Annotated in this window: 14 protein-coding genes; 8 read left to right on the top strand and 6 right to left on the bottom strand. The window is 70.8% G+C overall.

Annotation, left to right across the window (positions count from 1 at the left end; genetic code table 11):
* Window positions 1-212 precede the first annotated feature (212 nt).
* The 8 genes from AC07RM_RS14145 to AC07RM_RS14110 all read left to right on the top strand — a co-directional run bounded on the left by AC07RM_RS14145 (window position 213) and on the right by AC07RM_RS14110 (window position 13,174).
* On the top strand, window positions 213-3,107 hold the full coding sequence (locus AC07RM_RS14145) for an ATP-binding protein (protein ID WP_495334938.1): 2,895 nt from the start codon (window positions 213-215) through the stop codon (window positions 3,105-3,107).
* 175 nt (window positions 3,108-3,282) lie between these two features.
* The gene (locus AC07RM_RS14140; RefSeq protein WP_495334937.1) at window positions 3,283-4,230 is read left to right on the top strand and encodes an amidohydrolase family protein; all 948 of its coding nucleotides are present in this window, start codon (window positions 3,283-3,285) and stop codon (window positions 4,228-4,230) included.
* A gap of 110 nt (window positions 4,231-4,340) precedes the next feature.
* Window positions 4,341-7,304, top strand: coding sequence for a type VI secretion system Vgr family protein (locus tag AC07RM_RS14135; RefSeq protein WP_495334936.1), 2,964 nt, complete (start codon window positions 4,341-4,343; stop codon window positions 7,302-7,304).
* Window positions 7,305-7,339: 35 nt separating this feature from the next.
* On the top strand, window positions 7,340-9,988 hold the full coding sequence (locus tag AC07RM_RS14130) for a DUF2169 family type VI secretion system accessory protein (RefSeq protein ID WP_495334935.1): 2,649 nt from the start codon (window positions 7,340-7,342) through the stop codon (window positions 9,986-9,988).
* The gene (locus AC07RM_RS14125) at window positions 9,985-11,037 is read left to right on the top strand and encodes a pentapeptide repeat-containing protein (protein ID WP_495334934.1); all 1,053 of its coding nucleotides are present in this window, start codon (window positions 9,985-9,987) and stop codon (window positions 11,035-11,037) included. Before AC07RM_RS14130 ends, AC07RM_RS14125 begins: the two co-directional genes overlap by 4 nt.
* 45 nt (window positions 11,038-11,082) lie before the next feature.
* Entirely contained in the window at window positions 11,083-11,712 is a 630-nt protein-coding gene (locus AC07RM_RS14120; RefSeq protein ID WP_495334933.1) for a DUF3540 domain-containing protein, read from the top strand.
* A gap of 7 nt (window positions 11,713-11,719) precedes the next feature.
* A complete protein-coding gene (locus AC07RM_RS14115) occupies window positions 11,720-12,115 on the top strand; it encodes a DUF4150 domain-containing protein (RefSeq protein WP_093346393.1) in 396 nt (131 codons plus the stop codon).
* A 108-nt stretch (window positions 12,116-12,223) separates the two neighbouring features.
* Window positions 12,224-13,174, top strand: a complete 951-nt coding sequence (locus tag AC07RM_RS14110) for a helix-turn-helix transcriptional regulator (RefSeq protein WP_431514620.1) — start codon at window positions 12,224-12,226, stop codon at window positions 13,172-13,174.
* A gap of 16 nt (window positions 13,175-13,190) precedes the next feature.
* On the opposite strand, the gene AC07RM_RS14105 is transcribed toward AC07RM_RS14110, so the two are convergent.
* The 6 genes from AC07RM_RS14105 to AC07RM_RS14080 all read right to left on the bottom strand — a co-directional run bounded on the left by AC07RM_RS14105 (window position 13,191) and on the right by AC07RM_RS14080 (window position 19,162).
* The gene (locus tag AC07RM_RS14105; RefSeq protein WP_495334932.1) at window positions 13,191-14,321 is read right to left on the bottom strand and encodes an SMP-30/gluconolactonase/LRE family protein; all 1,131 of its coding nucleotides are present in this window, start codon (window positions 14,319-14,321) and stop codon (window positions 13,191-13,193) included.
* A gap of 36 nt (window positions 14,322-14,357) precedes the next feature.
* Window positions 14,358-15,248, bottom strand: coding sequence for an alpha/beta fold hydrolase (locus AC07RM_RS14100; protein WP_495334931.1), 891 nt, complete (start codon window positions 15,246-15,248; stop codon window positions 14,358-14,360).
* Window positions 15,245-16,060 carry a shikimate dehydrogenase family protein gene (locus AC07RM_RS14095; RefSeq protein ID WP_495334930.1) on the bottom strand — a complete coding sequence of 272 codons (816 nt, stop codon included), beginning with the start codon at window positions 16,058-16,060 and terminating at the stop codon, window positions 15,245-15,247. Before AC07RM_RS14095 ends, AC07RM_RS14100 begins: the two co-directional genes overlap by 4 nt.
* Entirely contained in the window at window positions 16,053-16,871 is an 819-nt protein-coding gene (locus AC07RM_RS14090) for a sugar phosphate isomerase/epimerase family protein (RefSeq protein ID WP_495334929.1), read from the bottom strand. The genes AC07RM_RS14095 and AC07RM_RS14090 overlap by 8 nt, the downstream gene beginning before the upstream one ends.
* A complete protein-coding gene (locus tag AC07RM_RS14085; RefSeq protein ID WP_495334928.1) occupies window positions 16,868-18,265 on the bottom strand; it encodes an FAD-dependent oxidoreductase in 1,398 nt (465 codons plus the stop codon). Before AC07RM_RS14085 ends, AC07RM_RS14090 begins: the two co-directional genes overlap by 4 nt.
* A gap of 69 nt (window positions 18,266-18,334) precedes the next feature.
* Window positions 18,335-19,162, bottom strand: coding sequence for an alpha/beta fold hydrolase (locus tag AC07RM_RS14080; RefSeq protein ID WP_495334927.1), 828 nt, complete (start codon window positions 19,160-19,162; stop codon window positions 18,335-18,337).
* Between the last annotated feature and the right edge of the window lies 1 nt (window position 19,163).

The following is a 19,163-nucleotide window of genomic DNA, read 5'->3' as shown; positions in this document are numbered from 1 at the left end:
GCGGGATCGGTCCGGGATTCTGGCGCACCCCGAGATCCGCGGCTTGAAAAACGCCGTGCCTCGTTCGTCTGGAAGACTTCGAGTGCTGCGGGCGGCATGCATTCACCCCGACGGCATCGGTACATCCCACCCAGCGAGCCCCTGCCCCATGACAATCGCCCGATGCGCATCGCCCCGCCGCCTCGCAACCGACGCCCCGCGATGAACCGATGGTGAGTGCCCCGCTTCCGCCCCTGCGCTTCGGTCCCTTCGTGCTCGACGCGGCCGCCGGCCGCCTGCTGCGCGACGACGCGCCCGTCGCGCTGCAACCCAAGGTCTTCGCGCTGCTCTGTGCGCTCGCGGGTCACCCCGGCCGGCTGATCGCCAAGGCCACGCTGTTGCAACAGGTCTGGCCCGCGCAGGTGGTCAGCGACGCCGTCGTCAAGACCGCGATCAACCAGCTGCGCGTCGCGCTCGGCGACGATCCCTCGCAGCCGCGCTACGTCGAGACCGTGCCACGCCGCGGCTATCGCTTCATCGCCGCCATCGAAGGTGCCACGGCGGCCCCGCCCGCCTGGGTGCCGCCGGCCGGCGACCGGCTGGTCGGTCGCCAGGCCGCGCTCGATGCGCTCCATGCGGCCTGGCAGCAGGCGCGCGAAGGCACGGCGCAGCTGGTGTTCGTGATCGGCGAGGCCGGCATCGGCAAGACCACGCTGATCGACCACTTCGCGCGGCATGCGGGCGCGGCGCTGGTTGCACGCGGCCAGTGCGTCGAACAGGGCGGCCAGGACGAGCCGCACATGCCGATCCTCGAGGCGCTCAACGGCCTGTGCCGCAGCCACCCGGGCGCGGTGCCTCAGATACGGCGCATCGCGCCCACCTGGCTGGCCCAGATGCCCTGGCATGCGAGCGAGGCCGAACGGCTTGCGCTGCGGCAGGAGATCGACGGCGTGGGTCCGGGGCGCGTGCTGCGCGAGTTCCGCGAGATGCTGGACCGGCTGGCCGAGCCCCAGCCCGTCCTCCTGGTCCTCGAGGACCTGCAGTGGAGCGACCTGCCCTCGCTGCAACTGATCGAGCACCTGGCCAGCCGGCGCGAACGCGCGCGCTGGATGCTGGTGGCGAGCCTGCGCCCCGCCGATGCGCAGGGCCGGCCGACCGCCGTGGCCGACCTGCATGCGCGGCTGCGGCTGCGCGGCCTGGCGCGTGGCCTCGAACTGGCCGCGTTCTCCGCGGGCGAGGTGGCCGAGTACCTCGCGGGCCGCTATGCACGGCAGCCCCCATCGACCCACCTGGCGCAGCGGCTGCATGCGCAGACCGGCGGCCTGCCGCTGTACCTCGCGACCTGGCTCGACGCCGCCGACCGCGAGCACGCGGACACGCGGGACGGCCCGGTCGGGCCTCCGCCCGACGCCTTCGCCGAGCCGCCGGCACTACTGGCGCAAGGGCTCGCGCACCTGATCGAGCGGCAGCTCGAGCTGCTCGAGCCCGAGGACCAGTCGCTGCTCGAGGCGGCCTCGGTGCTCGGCGTGGAGTTCTGGAGCCAGCCGCTGGCCTCGATGCTCGAACGCTCGCGGCTGTCGGTGCGCGCGCAGATCGACCGGCTCGCCAGGCAGGGGCAATGGCTGGTGCCGCTCGCGGTCGAGCGGCTGGCCGACGACAGCTTCGACGCCCGCCATGCCTTTCGCCATGCGCTGCATCGCCACGTGCTCTATCAGCGCCTGGGCGCGGCGCGGCGCGCCGAACTGCACCGCCGCGCGGCGCAGGGCCTCGAGGCCATGGCACCGCTCGGCCTGCCGGTGGCGGCCGCGGAGCTGGCCGAGCACCACGAGCGCAGCCACGACGCCACCGCCGCGATCCGCCACAGCGCGGAGGCGACGCGGCTCGCGGTCGCGCGCTTCGCGCCGCAGGAAGCGGTGCGGCTCGCGCGCCGGGCGCTGGCGCTGCTCGGCCGCAGCGATGCGTTGCCGCGGCCCGAGCGCGATGCGCTCGAACTCGGGCTGCATGCCCACCAGGCCGTGGCCTTCGCGCAGTACCTGGGCTTCGCCGCGCCCGAGCGCGAGGTCTCGCTGGCGCGCGCGCTCGAGCTCTGCGAACGCCGGCCGGCGGCCGCCGCGCATGGCTGGATCCATGGCGGCCTCGGATGGATCCACATGGCGCGCGCCGACTACCGGCAGGCGCTGCGGATGGCCGAGCGCGTCGAAACCCTGGGCCGGCGCTTCGACGATCCCGCGGTGGTGGTCTGCGCCATGAACCTGCGCGGCACCACGCTGTCGTTCCAGGGCGACTACGCGGCGGCGGCGAACTGCCTGCGCGAAGGGCTCGCGATCTGCGCGCGCGACGAGGCGCGCATCGCGGGCGCGCCGTTCCCGATCGACCCGGTGGTGTCGATGCTCGCCAATTCCGCGCTGCCGCTGGTGATGGTCGGCGAGATCGACACCGCCTTGCAGCATCTCGCGCGGGCACGCGAACGCGCCCTGCGGCTCGGCGCGCCGATGGCCAGCATGCTGGCCGCCTGGGGCGCGTCGACCGCGGGCGCCGCGCTCGGCGAAGCCGCGCTGGTGGCCGAGATGCTGCCCACCCTGCAGGCCGCGGCCGGTGCCGACGACATCGGCCAGGCCGAGGGCCCGGCCCTGTGGTTCGACGGCTGGATCGCCGGGCATGGAGCGCGCCGGCCCGCGCAGAGCGCGACGCAGCGCATCCGCGCGGCGCTCGAGCGGCACCGCCAGCGCGGCATGTTCGCGGGCGCGAGCCAGGTCCATCTGTATGCGGCCGAGGTGGCGCTGCGCGCCGGCCAGCTCGACGAGGCCCGCGCGGAGATCGACGCCGGGCTGCACAGCGCCGAGCAGTTCGGCGAAGCCGGCCATCTCAGCGACATCCACCGGCTCGATGCCCGCTGGCACGCCGCGCAGCACGACGATGCCGAATCGCGGCGCGCGCTCGAGCGTGCGTTGCACCACGGTGCGGCGCAGCAATCGGCCTGGGCCGCGCTCGCCGCGTGGATCGAACTCTGCGAACGGCCCGATGCCGGCGAGGCGGAGCGCACGGGACTGTCGCGGGCGCTCGCGCAGGTGCGCGGTGGCGAAAGCCTCGCGCGCGTGCAGCGCGCCAGGTCTCTGCTGCAGCGCTGAGGCCTTCCTCCCTCCCCCTCTGGGGGAGGGCCGGGGTGGGGGCACGCACCGTCCTCACGGCCACCCCCTATCTCTTTCGGCAGACGCTTACCAATCGCTGACCGTCTTTCCTTCCCCCGCGTTTAACGTGCATCTCCCCCGGGGCGAAGGCCCTTCCGCCGCACGAGGACACGCCATGCACTGGACCGATCGACAACGACTGCAACGCCTGGCGCGCACGCTCTGCCTGCGCGCGGGCCTGCTGTGGGCCGTGGCCCTGCCGGCCTGGTCGCAGACCGCGCCGCTGCCCGATGCGCGCTCCGCCGCGCCGATGATCCCCTTCGTCGACGCGCACGTGCATCTCAACGACCTCGCGATGCAGCTCGCGCTGATGGACCGCTGGGGCGCCACGCATGCCGTGGTGTTCTGGGGCGGGCGCAGCAGCAACGATTCGGTGGCCGAGGCCGCGAAGCGCCATCCCGACCGGCTGATCCCCTTCGCCTCGATCTCGCCCGAGCGCAGCATCTACCGCCCGGGCTGGAGCGCCGACGATCCGGCCCTGCTCGCGCAGCTCGACGCGCTGCTGGCCACCGGTCTCTACAAGGGCATCGGCGAGATCTCGGCCGCGCACTTCCCGGCATCGGGCTTCGCGGAGACCGACTACAGCCCGACCGGCGCGACCATGACCGGCATCATGGCGCTCGCGCGCAAGTACCGGCTGCCGGTGATGGTGCACGTGGAATCCACGCGCATGGCCGAGCTGCAACAGATGCTCGAGCGCTTTCCCGACGTGCCGGTGATCTGGGCCCATGGCGGCTACACGCCGCTGTTCCTCGCGCGGCGGCTGCTCGATCGGCATCCGAACCTGCACTACGAACTCAGCGCGCGCACCTGGCCGCGCCATCCGCGCTCGCCCGACTACACCGTGCTGCGCGACGGCCAGAACGTCTGGCCCGAATGGCTCGCGCTGATCGAGGCCCAGCCCCACCGCTTCCTGATCGGCACCGACGCGAGCCACCGCTCGGCCGACGCCGAGGCCATGAAGTTCGCGAGCGTGCAGAACTTCCTGGGCCAGCTCGCCCCCGAGGCGCGGGAACTGGTGGCGCGCGGCAATCTCCTGCGGCTCGTGGGGATGAAACCTTGAAACGAACGGCTGCGGCCGAGGAATTCGCGGCCATTGCAGGACGCGCGGCCATCCATTCGAGCGGAACGACCATCGCGCCGCGCCCGCCGATTTCGAACAATCGATGACCCATGCACACGCACGACATCCGTATCGACACCGACTCCCCCGTCGCCAACGACCTCATGTTCTGGAGCCTCATCGGCCACGAGGGCCTGTCGCGCGCCGCGGTCTACGAACTCACGGTGCTGTCGAAGAACGGGCATGTGCAACCCAAGGACATCCTGGGCCGCGCCTTCGACATCGGCATCGACTTCATCGATGCCCATGAGCTCCCGCACACCCGCCACTGCCACGGGCACGCCGTGCGCTTCCTGCGCGAAGGCCGCACCGGGCGCTACCACCGCTACCGCATCACGCTGCGCTCCTGGTTCTGGCTGCTGACCAAGCGGCGCAACTCACGCATCTTCCAGGACAAGCCGGTGCTCGATGTGCTCAACGGCGTGTTCGAGGACAGCCCGGCGCGGCGCATCCGCAAGACCAACGCCGACGGCGTGATCGGCGCGCACGAACCGCATCGCTACTGCGTGCAGTTCCAGGAGAGCGACCACGATTTTCTTTCGCGGCTGCTCGAGGCCGAGGGCATCTACTACTGGTTCGACGCGCACGACGAGCCGGGCCGGCTGCAGCTCGCCGACACCAGCTTCGTCGCGCACAAGCGCCTGCCGGCCACGCCGGTGCTGCACTACACCGACGTCGCGGGCGAGGCGCGCTTCAACGAGATCACGCGCTGGATCTCCACGCAGCGGCTGGACACCGGCAAGCATGCGGCGCGCGACAGCGACTTCAAGGCCATCCGCAAGAACATCGGCGCCACCATCGACGCCGCCGACGAGCACGAGCTCGCCGAGTTCGAGGACTTCGAATACCCGGGCGACTACTTCAGCGTCGAGCACGCCGAGGCCACGGCCAGGATCCGCGGCGAGGAACTGATCGCGCGCCGCGACCGCCACTGGGCCGTGACGACCTGGCCCGACGTGGGCGTGGGCCGCAGCTTCGTGCTCGAGGGCGATGCACCCGAACTGGCGCGCGGCGAACACCTGATCGGCGCCTGCAGCTTCGTCATCGCCCATCCGGGTTATGAAGGCGCCGACGACGAGCGCACGCGCAAGTGGCATGCCGAGCGGCTGTGCGGCCTGATCGCGGGCGACGCGGTCAACGACGGCGCGGACGGCGTGCTCGACGAGCTGATCCGCACCGAGCGCACGCTGCACGACGCCCAGCGCGGCGTCTGCGTGTTCTTCCTCACCGTGCTGCCGATGCAGCTGCCGTTCCGCCCACCGCGCCTCACGCCGCGCGTGACCATGCCCGGCCCGCAGACCGCGATCGTGGTCGGCCCCGAAGGCGACGAGCTGCACGTGGACGAGCACGGCCGCGTGAAGGTGCACTTCCACTGGGACCGTTACGACGAGAGCAACGAGAAGTCGACCTGCTGGGTGCGCGTGTCGCAGCCCTGGGCCGGCAAGGGCTGGGGCGGCTACTTCGCGCCGCGCATCGGGCAGGAGGTGATCGTCGATTTTCTCAACGGCGACCCCGACCGACCCGTGATCGTGGGACGGGTCTACAACGACGACCAGCCCATCCCCTACAAGTCGCCCACGCAGAGCGGCTTCCGCACGCGCTCCACGCCCGGGGGCGATGCGAGCAACTACAACGAGATCCAGTTCGAGGATCGCAAGGGGGAGGAGCTGTTGTCGGTGCATGCGGAGCGGGACATGCGGCGCAGCGTGGAGCGCGACGACACGACCGGCATCGGCCGCGATCAGTGGCTGCGCGTGGATCGCGACCAGCACACGCACGTGCACCGCGACCAGACCTTGCTGGTGGACCATGAGCGCAAGCTGCACATTCGCAAGAACGAATCGCATCAGGTCGACCTGACGCAGCGCACGAAGGTCGGCGAAGAGCAGCACACCCATGTGGTGTCGAACCAGGTCACGCAGGTGGATGGCGTTCAGTCAACAACGGTCAAGGGTGACCTGTTTACTCACACGCAGTCATCCCGGCAGGACATGACGGACGGCGACGAACGACGGCAGGTCAAAGGCAACCAAACCATCGTGGTCGACGGCAACCTCGGCTACAAGGCCACCAACATGATCTTCGAGGCGAAGCACATCGACTTCAAGGTGACGGGGGCGAACTCGATGGTGCTGGAGTCCCCCAAGGGACCGTACTCGATCATGGCCAACAAGTTCACGCTGATGAGCAATACCGACGCGTCGATCATCGCCGCTGGCGGCATCAATCAGATATCCATCGAAAACAACGTCACAGCCTACGGCTCCAACAACGGTGCCTACATGGGGACATCCAGCGACGTCAATATAGGGCTCGCCCGTAGCACCTTCCTGGGTATCGCCATGGATGCTGCTTTTGCAGGTTCACTGCGCACCACCATCGGATTCGACATGGAAATGACGACCGGTGCCACGATCAGCACTGCGAGCGTATCGAGCATCGAGATGGTGCCACTGAAGATCTTTGCGCCAGCAAGCAATGGCCAGGCCATCGCCGGCGGCGCAAAAGCCTTGAGCGCTCCTGCCGCTGTCTATGCTTACCAAGCTTCTGCACTCGGGCTGGTGTTTGGCATCGGCTCTGGATTCCTTGGCCTCGGCGAGATGGGTGAGCAGTTCAGCGACGCGAATGCAGAACTGAAGGAGGCAGCCCAGGCGGCCGCCGATGCCGGCCACCCCGGACTCGCAGCGCGGCTGCGTCGTCTGATGGACAGCCCCTCTCGTTCGATGGCAGACGATGCGCCCACCAGCACGAAATCAACCAAGGGCGACGAGTTCACGGAGGACTACTACGACTACTACGTGGATCCCAACAAGCCAGGTCGTGTTCCTCGGCCCGGCGATCTGGACTACAGCCCTTACTTTGAGCGCGCAGAAACTCGTGTCTGGGGTCCCAATGATCGGAGCCTCCACCCGGACCGCGGCCCTCAACGCCCGAAAGGGCTCGACGATCCGCCGCCCGAACCCGGCTCGGGCGATGCCTCCAAATCAGGCGAAAGCGAGCCACCTTCTAAGTGAGAAGGCAAACAGATAGTCGCTCGCACCTAGCTTCCATGCACATCATCAAACCCCAATCCCTGGGCCTGTCCTTCCGCCCCATGGAGTTCCGCCACCGCTTCGGCCTCAGCGTCTCCGGCTACCTCCATGTCCCCTTCGCCCAGGCCGAGCGCGGCACGCTCTGGGCTGAGCAATCGATGTGGGACTTCCTTGCCAAGGAAATGGCGTCGCCGGTCATCGACGAAGGCATCGCCAAGCTGCATCCCGAATTCCTGGTCCATGGCCATGCCTACGCACCCGCGGTGGACACGCGCGCCGTCGCGGTGCGCGCGCGCATCGGCCAGCGGGAGAAGACCGTGCTGGTCTTCGGCGAGCGTCGATGGGAAGGGCGCGACCCCACGGCGCCGTTGCCGTTCTCGAAGATTCCGCTCGACTGGGCCCATGCCTACGGCGGTCCCGATCACCCGGCGAATCCGCAGGGCAAGGGCCGCGCGGTGCTCGAAGGCATTCGCGCCCTGCCCCACCTCGAACTGCCGCACGATCGCCTGCTCGAGATCGACCAGGCCATCGCGCCGGCGGCCTTCGGTCCGCTCGATCTGACGCATCCGCAGCGCGCGGCCTGGCGCGGCACCTACGACGAGGACTGGCTCACGCGGCATGCGCCCGGGTTCGCGCCCGATACCGATTGGCGCTTCTTCAATCTCGCGAGCCAGGATCAATGGTTCGATGCGCCGCTCAAGGGCGACGAGGACTTCGCCTTCGATCACATGCATCCCGACCGGCCGTACGTCGCGGGCCGCCTGCCGGGCCTGCGCGTGCGTGTGTTCGCGGGCCGCGCGCCGGAGCAGGGAAGCGGCGAGCCCGCGACGCTCGACGAGATCCCGATGCAGCTCACCACCGTCTGGTGCTTTCCGCATGCCGAACGGCTGGTGCTGGTCTTTCACGGGCTGGCGCAGACCGGGCGCGACGATGCCTGCGACATCACGCGCCTGCTCGGCGCGGTCGAGCGCATCGACGAGCCGCGCGATCCGCAGCACTACCTCGACACGCTGAACAAGCGCGCCACCGGCAGGCATGCCGCGCTCCATTCGCTCGACGACAGCGTGCTGCTGCCGCCGGGCATCGACACCGCCGATCCCGCCACCGAAGCCGCGCAGGCCGCGCTGCGCCCCGACGGGCTTCAGGAGGACGCGCAGTACCGCCGCGCCGCGATCGACGTCGAGATGGCACGGGACCAGGTGCGCACCCAGGGCAAGGATCCCGATGCGCTGGGACTTCGGCTGCCGCCGCGCCAGCAGCCGCCCAAACCCGAGGAGATGCCCGCCTTCATCGAACGCACGATCAAGGACATGGAGGCCCAGGAGTGGGCCGCCCTGGAGGACACGGTCACGCTGCTCGAGAACGCCAGGGAATTCGCGCAGAAACACCGGGTCGACCTGAAGCAGGCGCAGCACCGCGGGCCGCCGCGGTTCAGCGCGCGCGACGAACTCGCGCGCCTCGAATCGGCCCATGCCGGCGCCGGCAAGGCCTTCGACCGCAACGCCTTCGTGCCCCGGCTGCAGCAGGCGGAAGCCGTTGCGCGTTCGAACTACCTGCAATCGGCGCATCGCCAGCCACCGGCGGATCCGCTGCCCGCGGAGCAGGCGGCCGAACGCCGGCGCGAGCTGCAATGGATGCTGGCGCACGGCTTCCGGCGCTGGCTGGGCTTCGACCTGACCGGCGTCGACCTGTCGAACCTCGACCTGCGCGGCGTCGACATGACGGGCTCCTGGCTCGAGAGCGCGAACCTCACGAACGCCAACCTGACGGGTGCGGTGCTGCGCCTCTGTGTGCTCTCACACGCCTGCCTCGAAGGTGCGGTGGCGATCGAGGCGCAGCTCCAGGGCAGCAACCTCGGCGGCGCGCGGCTCGCGAACGCGGTGTTCGACCGCGCCGACCTCACGGGCGCGCAGCTCGGCGGCACGGCGCTTGCCGCCACGCAGCTGCGCGAGGCCGTCATCGACAACCTGCAGTCGATGGACACCACCTGGGGACCGGCCGACTGGAGCGGCGCGCGCGGTGCCGGCCTGCTGTTCCACAAGCTCGACCTGCGGGGCCTGGTGCTCGATGGCGCGCGGCTGACCGGCTGCCAGTTTCTCGAATGCCGCCTCGAGGGCCTGAGCGCGCGCGATGCGGTCTTCACGGGCAGCACCTTCGTCGGATGCCGCCTCGACGACGCCCGCCTCGCGGGTGCGAATCTGTCCGGAGCCACCTTCGTGCAGTCCTGCGTGCTGCGCGGCGCGGACCTGTCGGACGCCCGGCTCGATGGCGCCAATCTGGCGGACTGTGATCTGGGCGCGGCCCGGCTCACGAGCGCCGTGCTCGACGGCGCGCACCTCGCGGGCGCCTGCTTCGAGCACTGCGATGCCGAACTCCTCAGCGCGCGCGGCGCGATGCTCTCGCGTTCGCGCTGGGCCGGTGCCAGGCTCTCGGGCGCGAACCTGCGCGAGGCGATCCTGCAGCATGCCGACCTGCGCGGCTGCGACCTGCGCAACGCCAACCTGTTCGGGGCCGACCTGTCGCGCATTCAGCTCGACGCCGACGCCCGTTTCGACGGGGCCTTGTTGACGCGCGCACGAACCTATCCGCGACTGACGCCCGAACAGCAGGCGGCGGCCGCGCGCCAGGCGCACGCACGCGCACAGGCCCTGGAGCAGCCCGCATGAACGCTACGCTGCTGGGCATCGCGATCCTGTTCGGCGAGACCCTGGAGGGCAAGGACTTCCGCAAGGGTGCCTATGCGGGTGCCCGCGTGGCGGGCGGTGTCTTCTCGCGCAGCCAGCTGAACGAGGCGGACCTGCGCGGCGCCGATGCGCGCGAATGCGTGTTCGATCGCTGCGACCTGCGCGGCGTGCTGTTCGGCGGCGCCAACCTGCGCCGCACGGTCTTCAACCAGTGCGAGATCGACCATGCGGACTTTCGCGACGCCAACCTGCAAGGCGCCGTGTTCTCCGAATGCCGCGCGACGCATGCCCAGCTCTCGGGAGCCGCGCTCGCCATGGCCACCTTCACGCGCTGCACGCTCGACCATGCGGGCATGGCGGGCGCGGGGCTGCAGTCGAGCAGCTTCAGCAGCTGCAGCCTGGTCGACGTGAACGCCGACGACACGCACTGGGAGCATGCGGCGATGATCGAATGCGATGCGTCGCGGCTGACCTGGGAGCGCGCGACGCTGCGGCGGGTCACCTTCCACAGGACGGGCCTGGAGCGCAAGTCGTTCCGCGGCCTCGCGCTCGAGGCCTGCCAGTTCAACGAGGCACGTCTCTCGGGTGCCGACTTCCGCGAGGTCGCGCTTGCGCAGTGCAACTTCATGCACGCGCAACTCGACGACGCCGACTTCACGCGCGCCCGCGCGCCCCAGGCGATCTTCTGCGGCGCTTCCGGCAGCGGCGTCCTTTTCGCCGGGGCCCATCTGTCGCAGGCCCTGTTCACCGGCGCGACGCTGCCGGGCGCGCGCTTCGATGCCGCCAACCTGCACCAGTGCCATTTCGCCGACGCGCGACTGCAGCGCGCGTCGCTGCGCGATGCCGACCTGAGCCATGCCGATTTCAGCGGCGCCGACCTCTGCGGCGTGGATGCACGCGGCGCGACGCTCGTGCGCGCGATGCTGCATGGCGCCCGCACCGACGATGCGCAACTGCCCGACCGGGCGCGCGCCGTCGAGATCGACGAAGACCGCGCCCGGGCCGATGCCTGGCGGTCGGTCGCGGCCTGAATGCACCCTCCCCACCGCCAAGAAGAAGACGAAAGCACGGACACCATGTCGAACCTCCCGGCGCTCGAGCGCCTCGCCCCTTCCACCCGCGCCGAGGCCTTCGTGGCGATCGTCACCGCCGTGCTGCCCGACGGCTGGACCGTGGCCGATGCCGGTGCGAGCCATCGGGCGCGACGCGCCGCCAGCTGCCTGCTGCGGCCCGAGGTCGGCGACAGCGTCGCCTGCATGCGCGTGGCGATCGGCGAATGGTGGATCACCGCGGTGCTCGACCGCGCGGAGGGCACGCCGCAGACCTGGCATTGCGACGGGCCGGCACGGCTCGAAGTCGGCGGCGGACTCGCGATCGCGGGCGCGGACGTGCGCATCGACAGCCCGCGCTTCGCGGTCCGCTCGCGCAGCGTCGAGTTCACGGCCGACGAGACGCTGTTCGTCGGCGAGCGCATGAGCCTCATGAGCCGCCAGGTGCGATTCGTCGGCGACATGCTCCACAGCGTGTTCGACCGGGTCAGCCATTTCAGCCGCAGCTACCTGCGGCGCACCGAGGGGCTGGACCGCGTCCATGCGGAACACCTCGAGCAGGAGGCCGACACGCTGTTGCGCATCAGCTCGGAACACACGCTGATCGACGGCGAGAAGCTGGTCAAGGCGCGCGGCGGCCAGATCCACTTCGGTTGAGGCCGCGATGTTCTCGAACTGCCAGCTCATGGGCACCGACATGGCCTTTCCCGACGTCTGCATGACGCCGGCCGCGCCGTCGCCGATCCCGGTGCCCTACCCCAACATCGCGATGGGCCCGATGGCCATACCGAACTGCCCGACCGTGCTGATCATGGGCGGCCCGGTCCACAACATGGCCACCACCATCCCCATGACCAACGGCGACAACGCGGGCGTGCTGCTCGGCGTGGCCTCGGGCACGGTGATGGGGCCGAGCCGCCATACGACCGGGTCCACCACCGTTCTCTACCACGGCATGCCCGCCACCCGCCTCACCAGCACCACCATGCAGAACAGCACCAACGCCATGGGCGCGCGCATCGCGCCGAGCCAGACGCTGGTGCTGATCCTCGCACCCTAAGGCCTATCGCCAATGGCCAACGCGGCAAGGGGCGCCCTAGGACCTCCGGCGGAGTGTCAAGCAGGCGTGCGATCACTAGCATCCGCTGTTTTCCGATTTCTTCCTCGCATGTCGAAGACCTTCAAGCGCGGGCGCCACCACGCAGCCCCGCACGAGACCGCACCCGACACCGAACGGCTCATCGCACGCCTCTGGTTCGAGCCGGTGCTGAGCTTCCAGTACCGCTGCGCGGCGAACGACGCGGTCGAGGTCCGCAGCCGCTCGCATGCGCCGCTGTACGTGTTCTGCGACGACGGCTGGCGCGTGCGGATGGCCGACGGGGTTCATCTCGCGAACAGGGGCGACATCCTGTTCCTGCCGCGTGGCGGCGTGCACCTGGTCTTTCGCGACGAACAGGTCGTGCCGCGCGGCATCGAGGACCTGGTGCGCGCGGGCTTTCGCAACCGTCACGGTGTCTATGCGGTGGGCTCCGAGCACGACGCGCTCGTCGCGGGCAGCTTCTTCGAGACCAGCGCCCTGATGGAACACCCGCTGATGGCGCTGTTGCCCGAGGTGGTGCACTGCAAGGCCGGCGAAGGCGCCGGGGATGCGCGCGTGGTCGACTGGGTGCGCTGGATCTCCGACCTCGACGCCGGCAATGCGATGGCGATGGGGCCTTCGATCAACGGCATCCTGCGCATGCTGCTGTCGCGCCACTTCGCCGACCCGGCCCATGCGGTGGGACTGGAGGCCGCGCCCGGACGCCGCGATCGCCAGCTCTCGACGGCCGTGCTCGCGATGCACGAGCATCCGGCGCGCAACTGGACCGTCGATGCGCTGGCCGCGCTGTGCCACCTGAGCCGCAGCGCCTTCGCTTCGCGCTTCAGCCAGCAGTTCGGCCTGCCGCCGCTGCGCTACCTCTTCCACACGCGCATGCGCATCGCCGCGCGCCTGCTGAAGGAGCAGCGGCTCACGCTCGACCAGGTGGCGCAGCAGGTGGGCTACTCGAACGGGCTCGCGCTCTCGCGTTCCTTCAAGCGCGCCACCGGCATGCGGCCGCGCGGCCAGGCGCAGCCCTGAGGAAGGCTTCGCGGCCTCAGGGCGCGGGTGCAGCTCCGCTCTTGCCCACGCGCAACCGGTACACCTTGCCCACGCCCACGGTCGCCACGTAGAGCATGTTCGCCTCGGCGCCGCGGCCGAAGCCCACGTTCACCGGGCTCTCGCGGTTCGGCAGCACGAGCCGCGCCACGAGCTGCCCCGCGGGCGTGAGCACATAGAGGCCCGGCCCGCCGGGCGAGGACGGCAGCGCGAGGTAGACGTTGCCCTCGGTGTCGGTGGCCATGCCGTCGACGCAGCCGGCCTTCTCGAGGTCGAGCAGCACGCGCGGCGAACCGGGCTGGCCCGCGGCATCGAGTGCATAGGCGAGCAGCCCGCCCGAGCCGGTGCGGTCGAGCGGGGCCGGGCCCTGCTCGCCGAGCGCGTTGGTGCCGGGGTCGCACAGGCCCGCGTAGAGCGTGCGCCCGTCGGGCGAGAGCTCGACGCCGTTGACCTTGGCGTTGTCGCCGAGGATGCGGGCGATGGGCCACAGGCCCTTGGCGCCGCTGCCCGCGGCCGGCGGGTCGAGCCGGTAGACGGCATGGATGCGCTGCTCGATGGTCTCGGGGCCGAACAGCCGCAGGTCGGAGAAATAGATGCGGCCCGCGCGGTCGATGGCCACGTCGTTGGGCGCATTGAGCTGCCGGTTGTCGTGGAAGTAGGCGACCACGCGGTAGTCGCCGCTGCGCAGATCGGTGACCGACACGCGGCGACCGCCGAAGTCGGCGCCCTCGGCCGCCACCAGGCGGTCCTGCGCATCGATGGCCAGGCCCGCCGCCATGTTGCTGGGCTCGCGGAACACGCGCGGCCTGCCGCCCGGTGGAATCACCCAGATGCGGCCGCCCTGCACGCCCCTGGCATCGCTGCAGCCGACCGAGCGCGTGATCTCGGTGAAATAGACGCTGCCGTCCGATGCGGTGGCGATGCCCTCCATCACGCCGCAGCCGCCCGCATGCACGGTCTCGAACGCGGTCGATGGAAAGAACTCCTGCTGGCGAGTGAGCGCAGCGTCCTGCAGGCCGCTCAGGCGCACGGGTGGCTGGGGTTGCGCGTACGTCAACGTGGACTGCAGCTGTGCCATCACGATGCACAGCGGCGCCAGCAGGCGCAAGCGGAGCGTCCTGTCTCTCATGGTCTTCTTCTCCTTCGTGAATGCGGGTGCGGCCATTCAGGCGTGGCGCCGCAGGAACGGCAGCACGTGTGCCAACACCTCCTCGGGCGCCTCCTCGGCCATCAGGTGGCCGCAGTCGACGGTGCCGCCCTCCACGGTGTCAGCCCAGGTCTTCCAGACTTCGGCCGGGTCGGGCCGCGCGGTGTTCGACGCGCTCCACAGCACCTGCACCGGGCAGGCCAGGCGACGGCCGGCCGCGAGGTCCTCGCGGTCGTGCTGCAGGTCGATCGAGGCGGCGGCGCGGTAGTCCTCGAGCATCGCGTGGCGCACCGATTCCTTCGCGAAGGCGCGGTGGTACTCGGCCAGCGCCTCGGGCGTGACGGCGTCGACCTTCTGCACCATGTTGCGCAGGGTCCAGTCGAGGTAGTAGGCGGGGTCGGCGCGCAGCATGCGCTCGGGCAGGTCGAAGGGCTGCGCGAACAGGTACCAGTGGAAGGCCTTGAGCCCGAAGGCCATGCCGGCGCGCTTCCACATCTCCTCGGTGGGAATCACGGTGAGCGAGACGAGGCAGCGCACGGCCTCGGGCGTGTCGAGCGCGAGCCGGTAGCCCACGCGCGCGCCGCGGTCGTGGGCCATGACGGCGAAGCGCTCGAAGCCCAGCGCGCGCATCAGCGCGAGCTGGTCGGCGGCCAGCGTGCGCTTGCAGTGGTTCAGATGCAGCGGATCGCCGGCGGGCCCGGTGCTGTCGCCATAGCCGCGCAGGTCGGGCGCGACCACGGTGAAATGCCGTGCGAGCACGGGCGCGACGCGGTGCCAGGCCACATGCGTCTGCGGGTAGCCATGCAAGAGCAGCAGCGGTGGTCCGCTGCCGCCGACTTCGACGTGGATCCGCGCATCGCCGAGTTCGATGTTGCGCGCCGTGAAGCCGGGGAAGAAAGGCGCGCTCATCGCAGCACCTCGGCGAAGAAATCGGCCATGGCCTCGAGCTGCTCGTCCATCATGTGGCGGCCGTGCACGATGCGCGCGCCCATGGATTCGGCGAGCGCGAGCAGCGCGGTGGTGGGCGGCTCCATGATCACGTCGGCCACCGTCTGGCCCGCGCGGATCGCCGAGGGCGCGATCGGCAGCGGATCGTCCGCGCGCATGCCGGCGGGCGTGGCGTTGACGAGCAGGTCGCGCGGGCTCTCGCCATCCCATGCGCCGGCGTTGCAGCCGAGCGCGCGCAGTCGCGCGACGAGATCGACGCGCTTCGCGTCGTCGGCATCGCGGATGTCGATGGAGGCGGCACCCGCGGCGGCGAGCGCGAAGGCGATCGCATTGCCCGCGCCACCGGCGCCCGCGAGACCGACGCTGCGGCCCCGCACCTCGAAGCCGTTGCGCACCAGGCCCGCGAGAAAACCGGCGCCATCGAGCAGCTCGCCCTGCCAGGCCTGGCCATGGCGGCGCAGCACGTTCACGGCGCGCGCTTCGCGCGCCGCACTCATCAGTTCGATCGGCAGTGCCGCCACCTGCTGCTTGTGCGGCACGGTGACGACGATGCCCGCGAGGTTGCGCACCGCATGCAGGCTCTGCAGCAGCGGCGCCACGTCGTCGGCGTGCACATGCAGCGGCACCAGCACGGCGTTGAGGCCGCGCCGCTGAAGGCGCTGTGTCAGCGGCAGCGGCGCCTTCACCTGCGCGATCGGGTCGCCGATGATGCCGAGCACGGCGGTGCTGCCGTCGAGCTTGAGGCCGTTCCAGTCGAGGGTGTTGTCAGGCATGGGCGAAGCCGTTTCGTTGCAGGAAGGAGGTGGTCGCGCGATAGGCGGCCGCGGCGCGCGCCTGTGGATCCATGGTGGCCATGCGGATGGCGCTGGGTGCCTCGACCGACAGCAGCGCGTCGCCGGCCAGGGAGGCGAGCAGCGCGGCCAGCGGCAGCGCGCCTTCGCCCGGAAACAGCCGGTGGGCCCGGCCCTCCTCGGCGGGCGAGAGACCCGGGTGGCGCTGCGCGGGCGCATCGTTGATCTGCATGAAGGCGTGGTCGATGCGCTCTGCATGCAGGTCCGACAGCTGGCAGCCGGCACGGCAGAAGTGCAAGGCGTCGACCACGATGCGTGCATCGGACGCCGGCACCGCGGCCACCAGCCGCTGCGCATCGGCCAGGCTGCGCGCGGCGGTGTAGACCATGAACTCGACGCCGAGCGACAGCCCATGCGGCCGCGCCCGTTCGGCCAGCGCGGCGATGCCGTCGGCGGCGCGCGCGAGGTCGGCATCGTCGACATTGACCATGAGGCAGCGCGCGCCCAGCGCCTGCGCCGATTCGAGCACGCCGGCCAGGGCCGCGGCATCGAAGTCCGGCTTGATGCGCGCGATCTCGATGTCGTGCACCGCCATGCCCAGGTCGCCCAGCCGCGCCAGCGTTTCGCGCAGCATCGCACCGCCCACGGCCATCGGAAACGGTGCCTCGCCGAGTCGCGCTGGCAGCAAGCGGATGCCGACACCCGCGAAGCCCGCCGCATGCGCGGCCTCGACCAGCCGCGGCGGCGCCGCATCGAGCATGCCGAGATGGGCCAGTGCGAGCCGGAAGCTCATGCGGTCGCCTGCGCTTCCGTTGCCACCGGCGCGGTCTGCCGCAGCGGCACGCCCTGCGCGATCAGCAGCGCCTGCAGCCGGCCCACGTCGACCTCGCGCGGCAGCACGCCCGCATCGGCCGCCAGCGCGGCCGCGGTGCCGGCCGCCTGGCCCGTGAGCCAGCATTGCGGGATCTCGCGCATGAAGCCGTGCGAGTTGGTGTCGCACGAGATGTGCTTGCCCGCGGCGAGCACGCCGTCGAGCCGCTCGGGCACCAGCGCGCCATAGGGGACCGAGATGTTCGGGAACTTCGGCGAGGGACTGGGGCTGATGCCGATCTCGTCGGCCTCGACCGCGCCCGCGTCCCAGTCCGCGCGCCGCACGCTCTTGACGCCCGCGAGGCGCCGGCCATGCCGGGTGCCGATCTGCGGCGCCATCAGCATCGGCCAGGCCTGCTCGAAGCCCGGCGCATGCGCGCGGTAGAAGGCCAGGTGCTCGGCCATGCTGCGGCGCGACTCCCATTCGACCTGCGTCATCTCGTCGACGTCGAGCGCGCTGAAGCCCGACTTGCGCGGACCGAGGAAGGTGGCGACGTCGTCGCGCCAGGAGACGATGGGCTTCTCGAAGCTGCCCAGCGACTCTCGCCCCCGAGCCAGCAGCGCCGAGTAGGCCTGCGGCTGGTGCGCGCGGAAGTCGAGCCAGCGCCGCATGTCGACGCCCGCGAACAGCCACGAGGTGTTGATGCAGTGGTGGATGTCGTGCGCGTCGATGTCGGACGAGAAGGCCGCGCCCGCGGCGGCGTAGAGGTCGCCCTCGCCCGTGGTGTCGACCACCACGCGCGCGAGGATGGCGCGCCGGCCCTGCTTGCTCTCGAACACGGCGCCGGTCACGCGCCCGGCCTCGGCGATCGGCGCGACCATCCAGCCATGCAGGATCAGGTCGACGCCGGCCTCGCGCACCATCTGGTGATACACGCCCTTGAGCATCTCGGGGTCGATGGTCGGCGAATGGGTCACCACGCCATGGAAGGCCGCGGTGCGCAACGACCAGTGCTCGGCCTTGGCGGCGTCGCGCGAACCCCAGTCCTCGCGCGGCGGGCCCGCGACGGCCTCGCGGCCCAGGCGGTCCATGAACTCGGCCGCCAGGCCCTGGATCACGTGCCGGCCCGACCAGTCGCTCATGCGGTCGATCCAGATCACGAGGCCGCCGGTCGACAGGCCGCCCAGGTGGTTGTAGCGCTCGAGCAGCACGGTGCGCGCACCGCTGCGCGCCGCGGCCACGGCGGCCGCCACGCCCGACGGGCCGCCGCCGAGCACCAGCACGTCGCAACGCTCGTGCACCGGGACCTGGCGCGCCGGTTCGGTGATGTGGCCGTGCGGCTGGCGCGTGCGGCGCTCGCCCTGGCGTGCATGCACGTCGGAGCGGAAAAAATGGCGTTCTTCGGGGGGTCAGGGTTCCCATCGCGAGGCTTTCATTCAGGTCAATCAGGAGGAAGAAGCGGCCGGGGCCGCGAGATCGGTCAGCAGTTCGCTCAGCGCCGCGGGCGCGGTGACCATGGCGTCGTGCCCGGTGGACAGCGTGCGCAGTTGCCAGCCGGCATCGGCGCGCACGCGTGCCTTGGTGGGTTCGAGCGTGGCGATCGGGTCGCCCGTGCACTCGACGTAGGTCTTGGGCAGGCCGTTGCCCAGCGGCGCCTTCAGCAGCAGCGGCTGCAGGTAGGTGCCCACGGGCTGCGGCGTGAGGTGGCGCGCGACCCAGGCCGCGTCGGCCGGGTCCTTCACGCCGAAGGCCGCGGGCGGCAGCGCGGCGGCGGCGCCCACGCCGCCGCCCGTCTCGCGGATGGCCTTCAAGCGCTGCTCGACAACTGCCGGCGGGAAGTCCGAGAACAGGCTCTTGCCGGACTCGAGCAGCAAGGCATCGAGGTAGACGAGCTGGCGCAGCCGCTGCGGCACGCGGTCGGCCACGCCCGAGATCACGATGCCCGCATAGCTGTGGCCCACCAGCACCACGCGCTCGAGCTCCTCGAACTGCAGCAGGTTGACGACGTCTTCCACATGCGTGTCGAGATTGATCTGCGGCGAGATCAGGTGGCGGCGCTCGCCGAGGCCGGTGAGCGTGGGCGTGTACACCGCGTGGCCGCGTTCGCGCAGCCGCACCGCCACGCGCGACCAGCACCAGCCGCCATGCCAGGCGCCGTGCACGAGCACGAAGGTCGAAGGCTGTGCAATGCGCGCCGGCTGCGCGAGACCAGCAGACGCAAGGCTGGCACCGGCGATGCCGGCCGCGCCCGAAAGGAGGTGTCGGCGTTTCATG

Source organism: Variovorax sp. GW821-FHT09B05 (assembly GCF_059418265.1).
Note: the sequence above shows the minus strand (reverse complement) of the source record. Positions and strands in the feature narration are given on the sequence as shown.

Coding starts and splice junctions, on each gene's coding strand:
- AC07RM_RS14095 (WP_495334930.1), bottom strand. CDS start 16,060: ATGCCTGACAACACCCTCGACTGGAACGGCCTCAAGCTCGACGGCAGC.
- AC07RM_RS14090 (WP_495334929.1), bottom strand. CDS start 16,871: ATGAGCTTCCGGCTCGCACTGGCCCATCTCGGCATGCTCGATGCGGCG.
- AC07RM_RS14110 (WP_431514620.1), top strand. CDS start 12,224: ATGTCGAAGACCTTCAAGCGCGGGCGCCACCACGCAGCCCCGCACGAG.
- AC07RM_RS14140 (WP_495334937.1), top strand. CDS start 3,283: ATGCACTGGACCGATCGACAACGACTGCAACGCCTGGCGCGCACGCTC.
- AC07RM_RS14135 (WP_495334936.1), top strand. CDS start 4,341: ATGCACACGCACGACATCCGTATCGACACCGACTCCCCCGTCGCCAAC.
- AC07RM_RS14080 (WP_495334927.1), bottom strand. CDS start 19,162: ATGAAACGCCGACACCTCCTTTCGGGCGCGGCCGGCATCGCCGGTGCC.
- AC07RM_RS14130 (WP_495334935.1), top strand. CDS start 7,340: ATGCACATCATCAAACCCCAATCCCTGGGCCTGTCCTTCCGCCCCATG.
- AC07RM_RS14115 (WP_093346393.1), top strand. CDS start 11,720: ATGTTCTCGAACTGCCAGCTCATGGGCACCGACATGGCCTTTCCCGAC.
- AC07RM_RS14120 (WP_495334933.1), top strand. CDS start 11,083: ATGTCGAACCTCCCGGCGCTCGAGCGCCTCGCCCCTTCCACCCGCGCC.
- AC07RM_RS14105 (WP_495334932.1), bottom strand. CDS start 14,321: ATGAGAGACAGGACGCTCCGCTTGCGCCTGCTGGCGCCGCTGTGCATC.
- AC07RM_RS14100 (WP_495334931.1), bottom strand. CDS start 15,248: ATGAGCGCGCCTTTCTTCCCCGGCTTCACGGCGCGCAACATCGAACTC.
- AC07RM_RS14125 (WP_495334934.1), top strand. CDS start 9,985: ATGAACGCTACGCTGCTGGGCATCGCGATCCTGTTCGGCGAGACCCTG.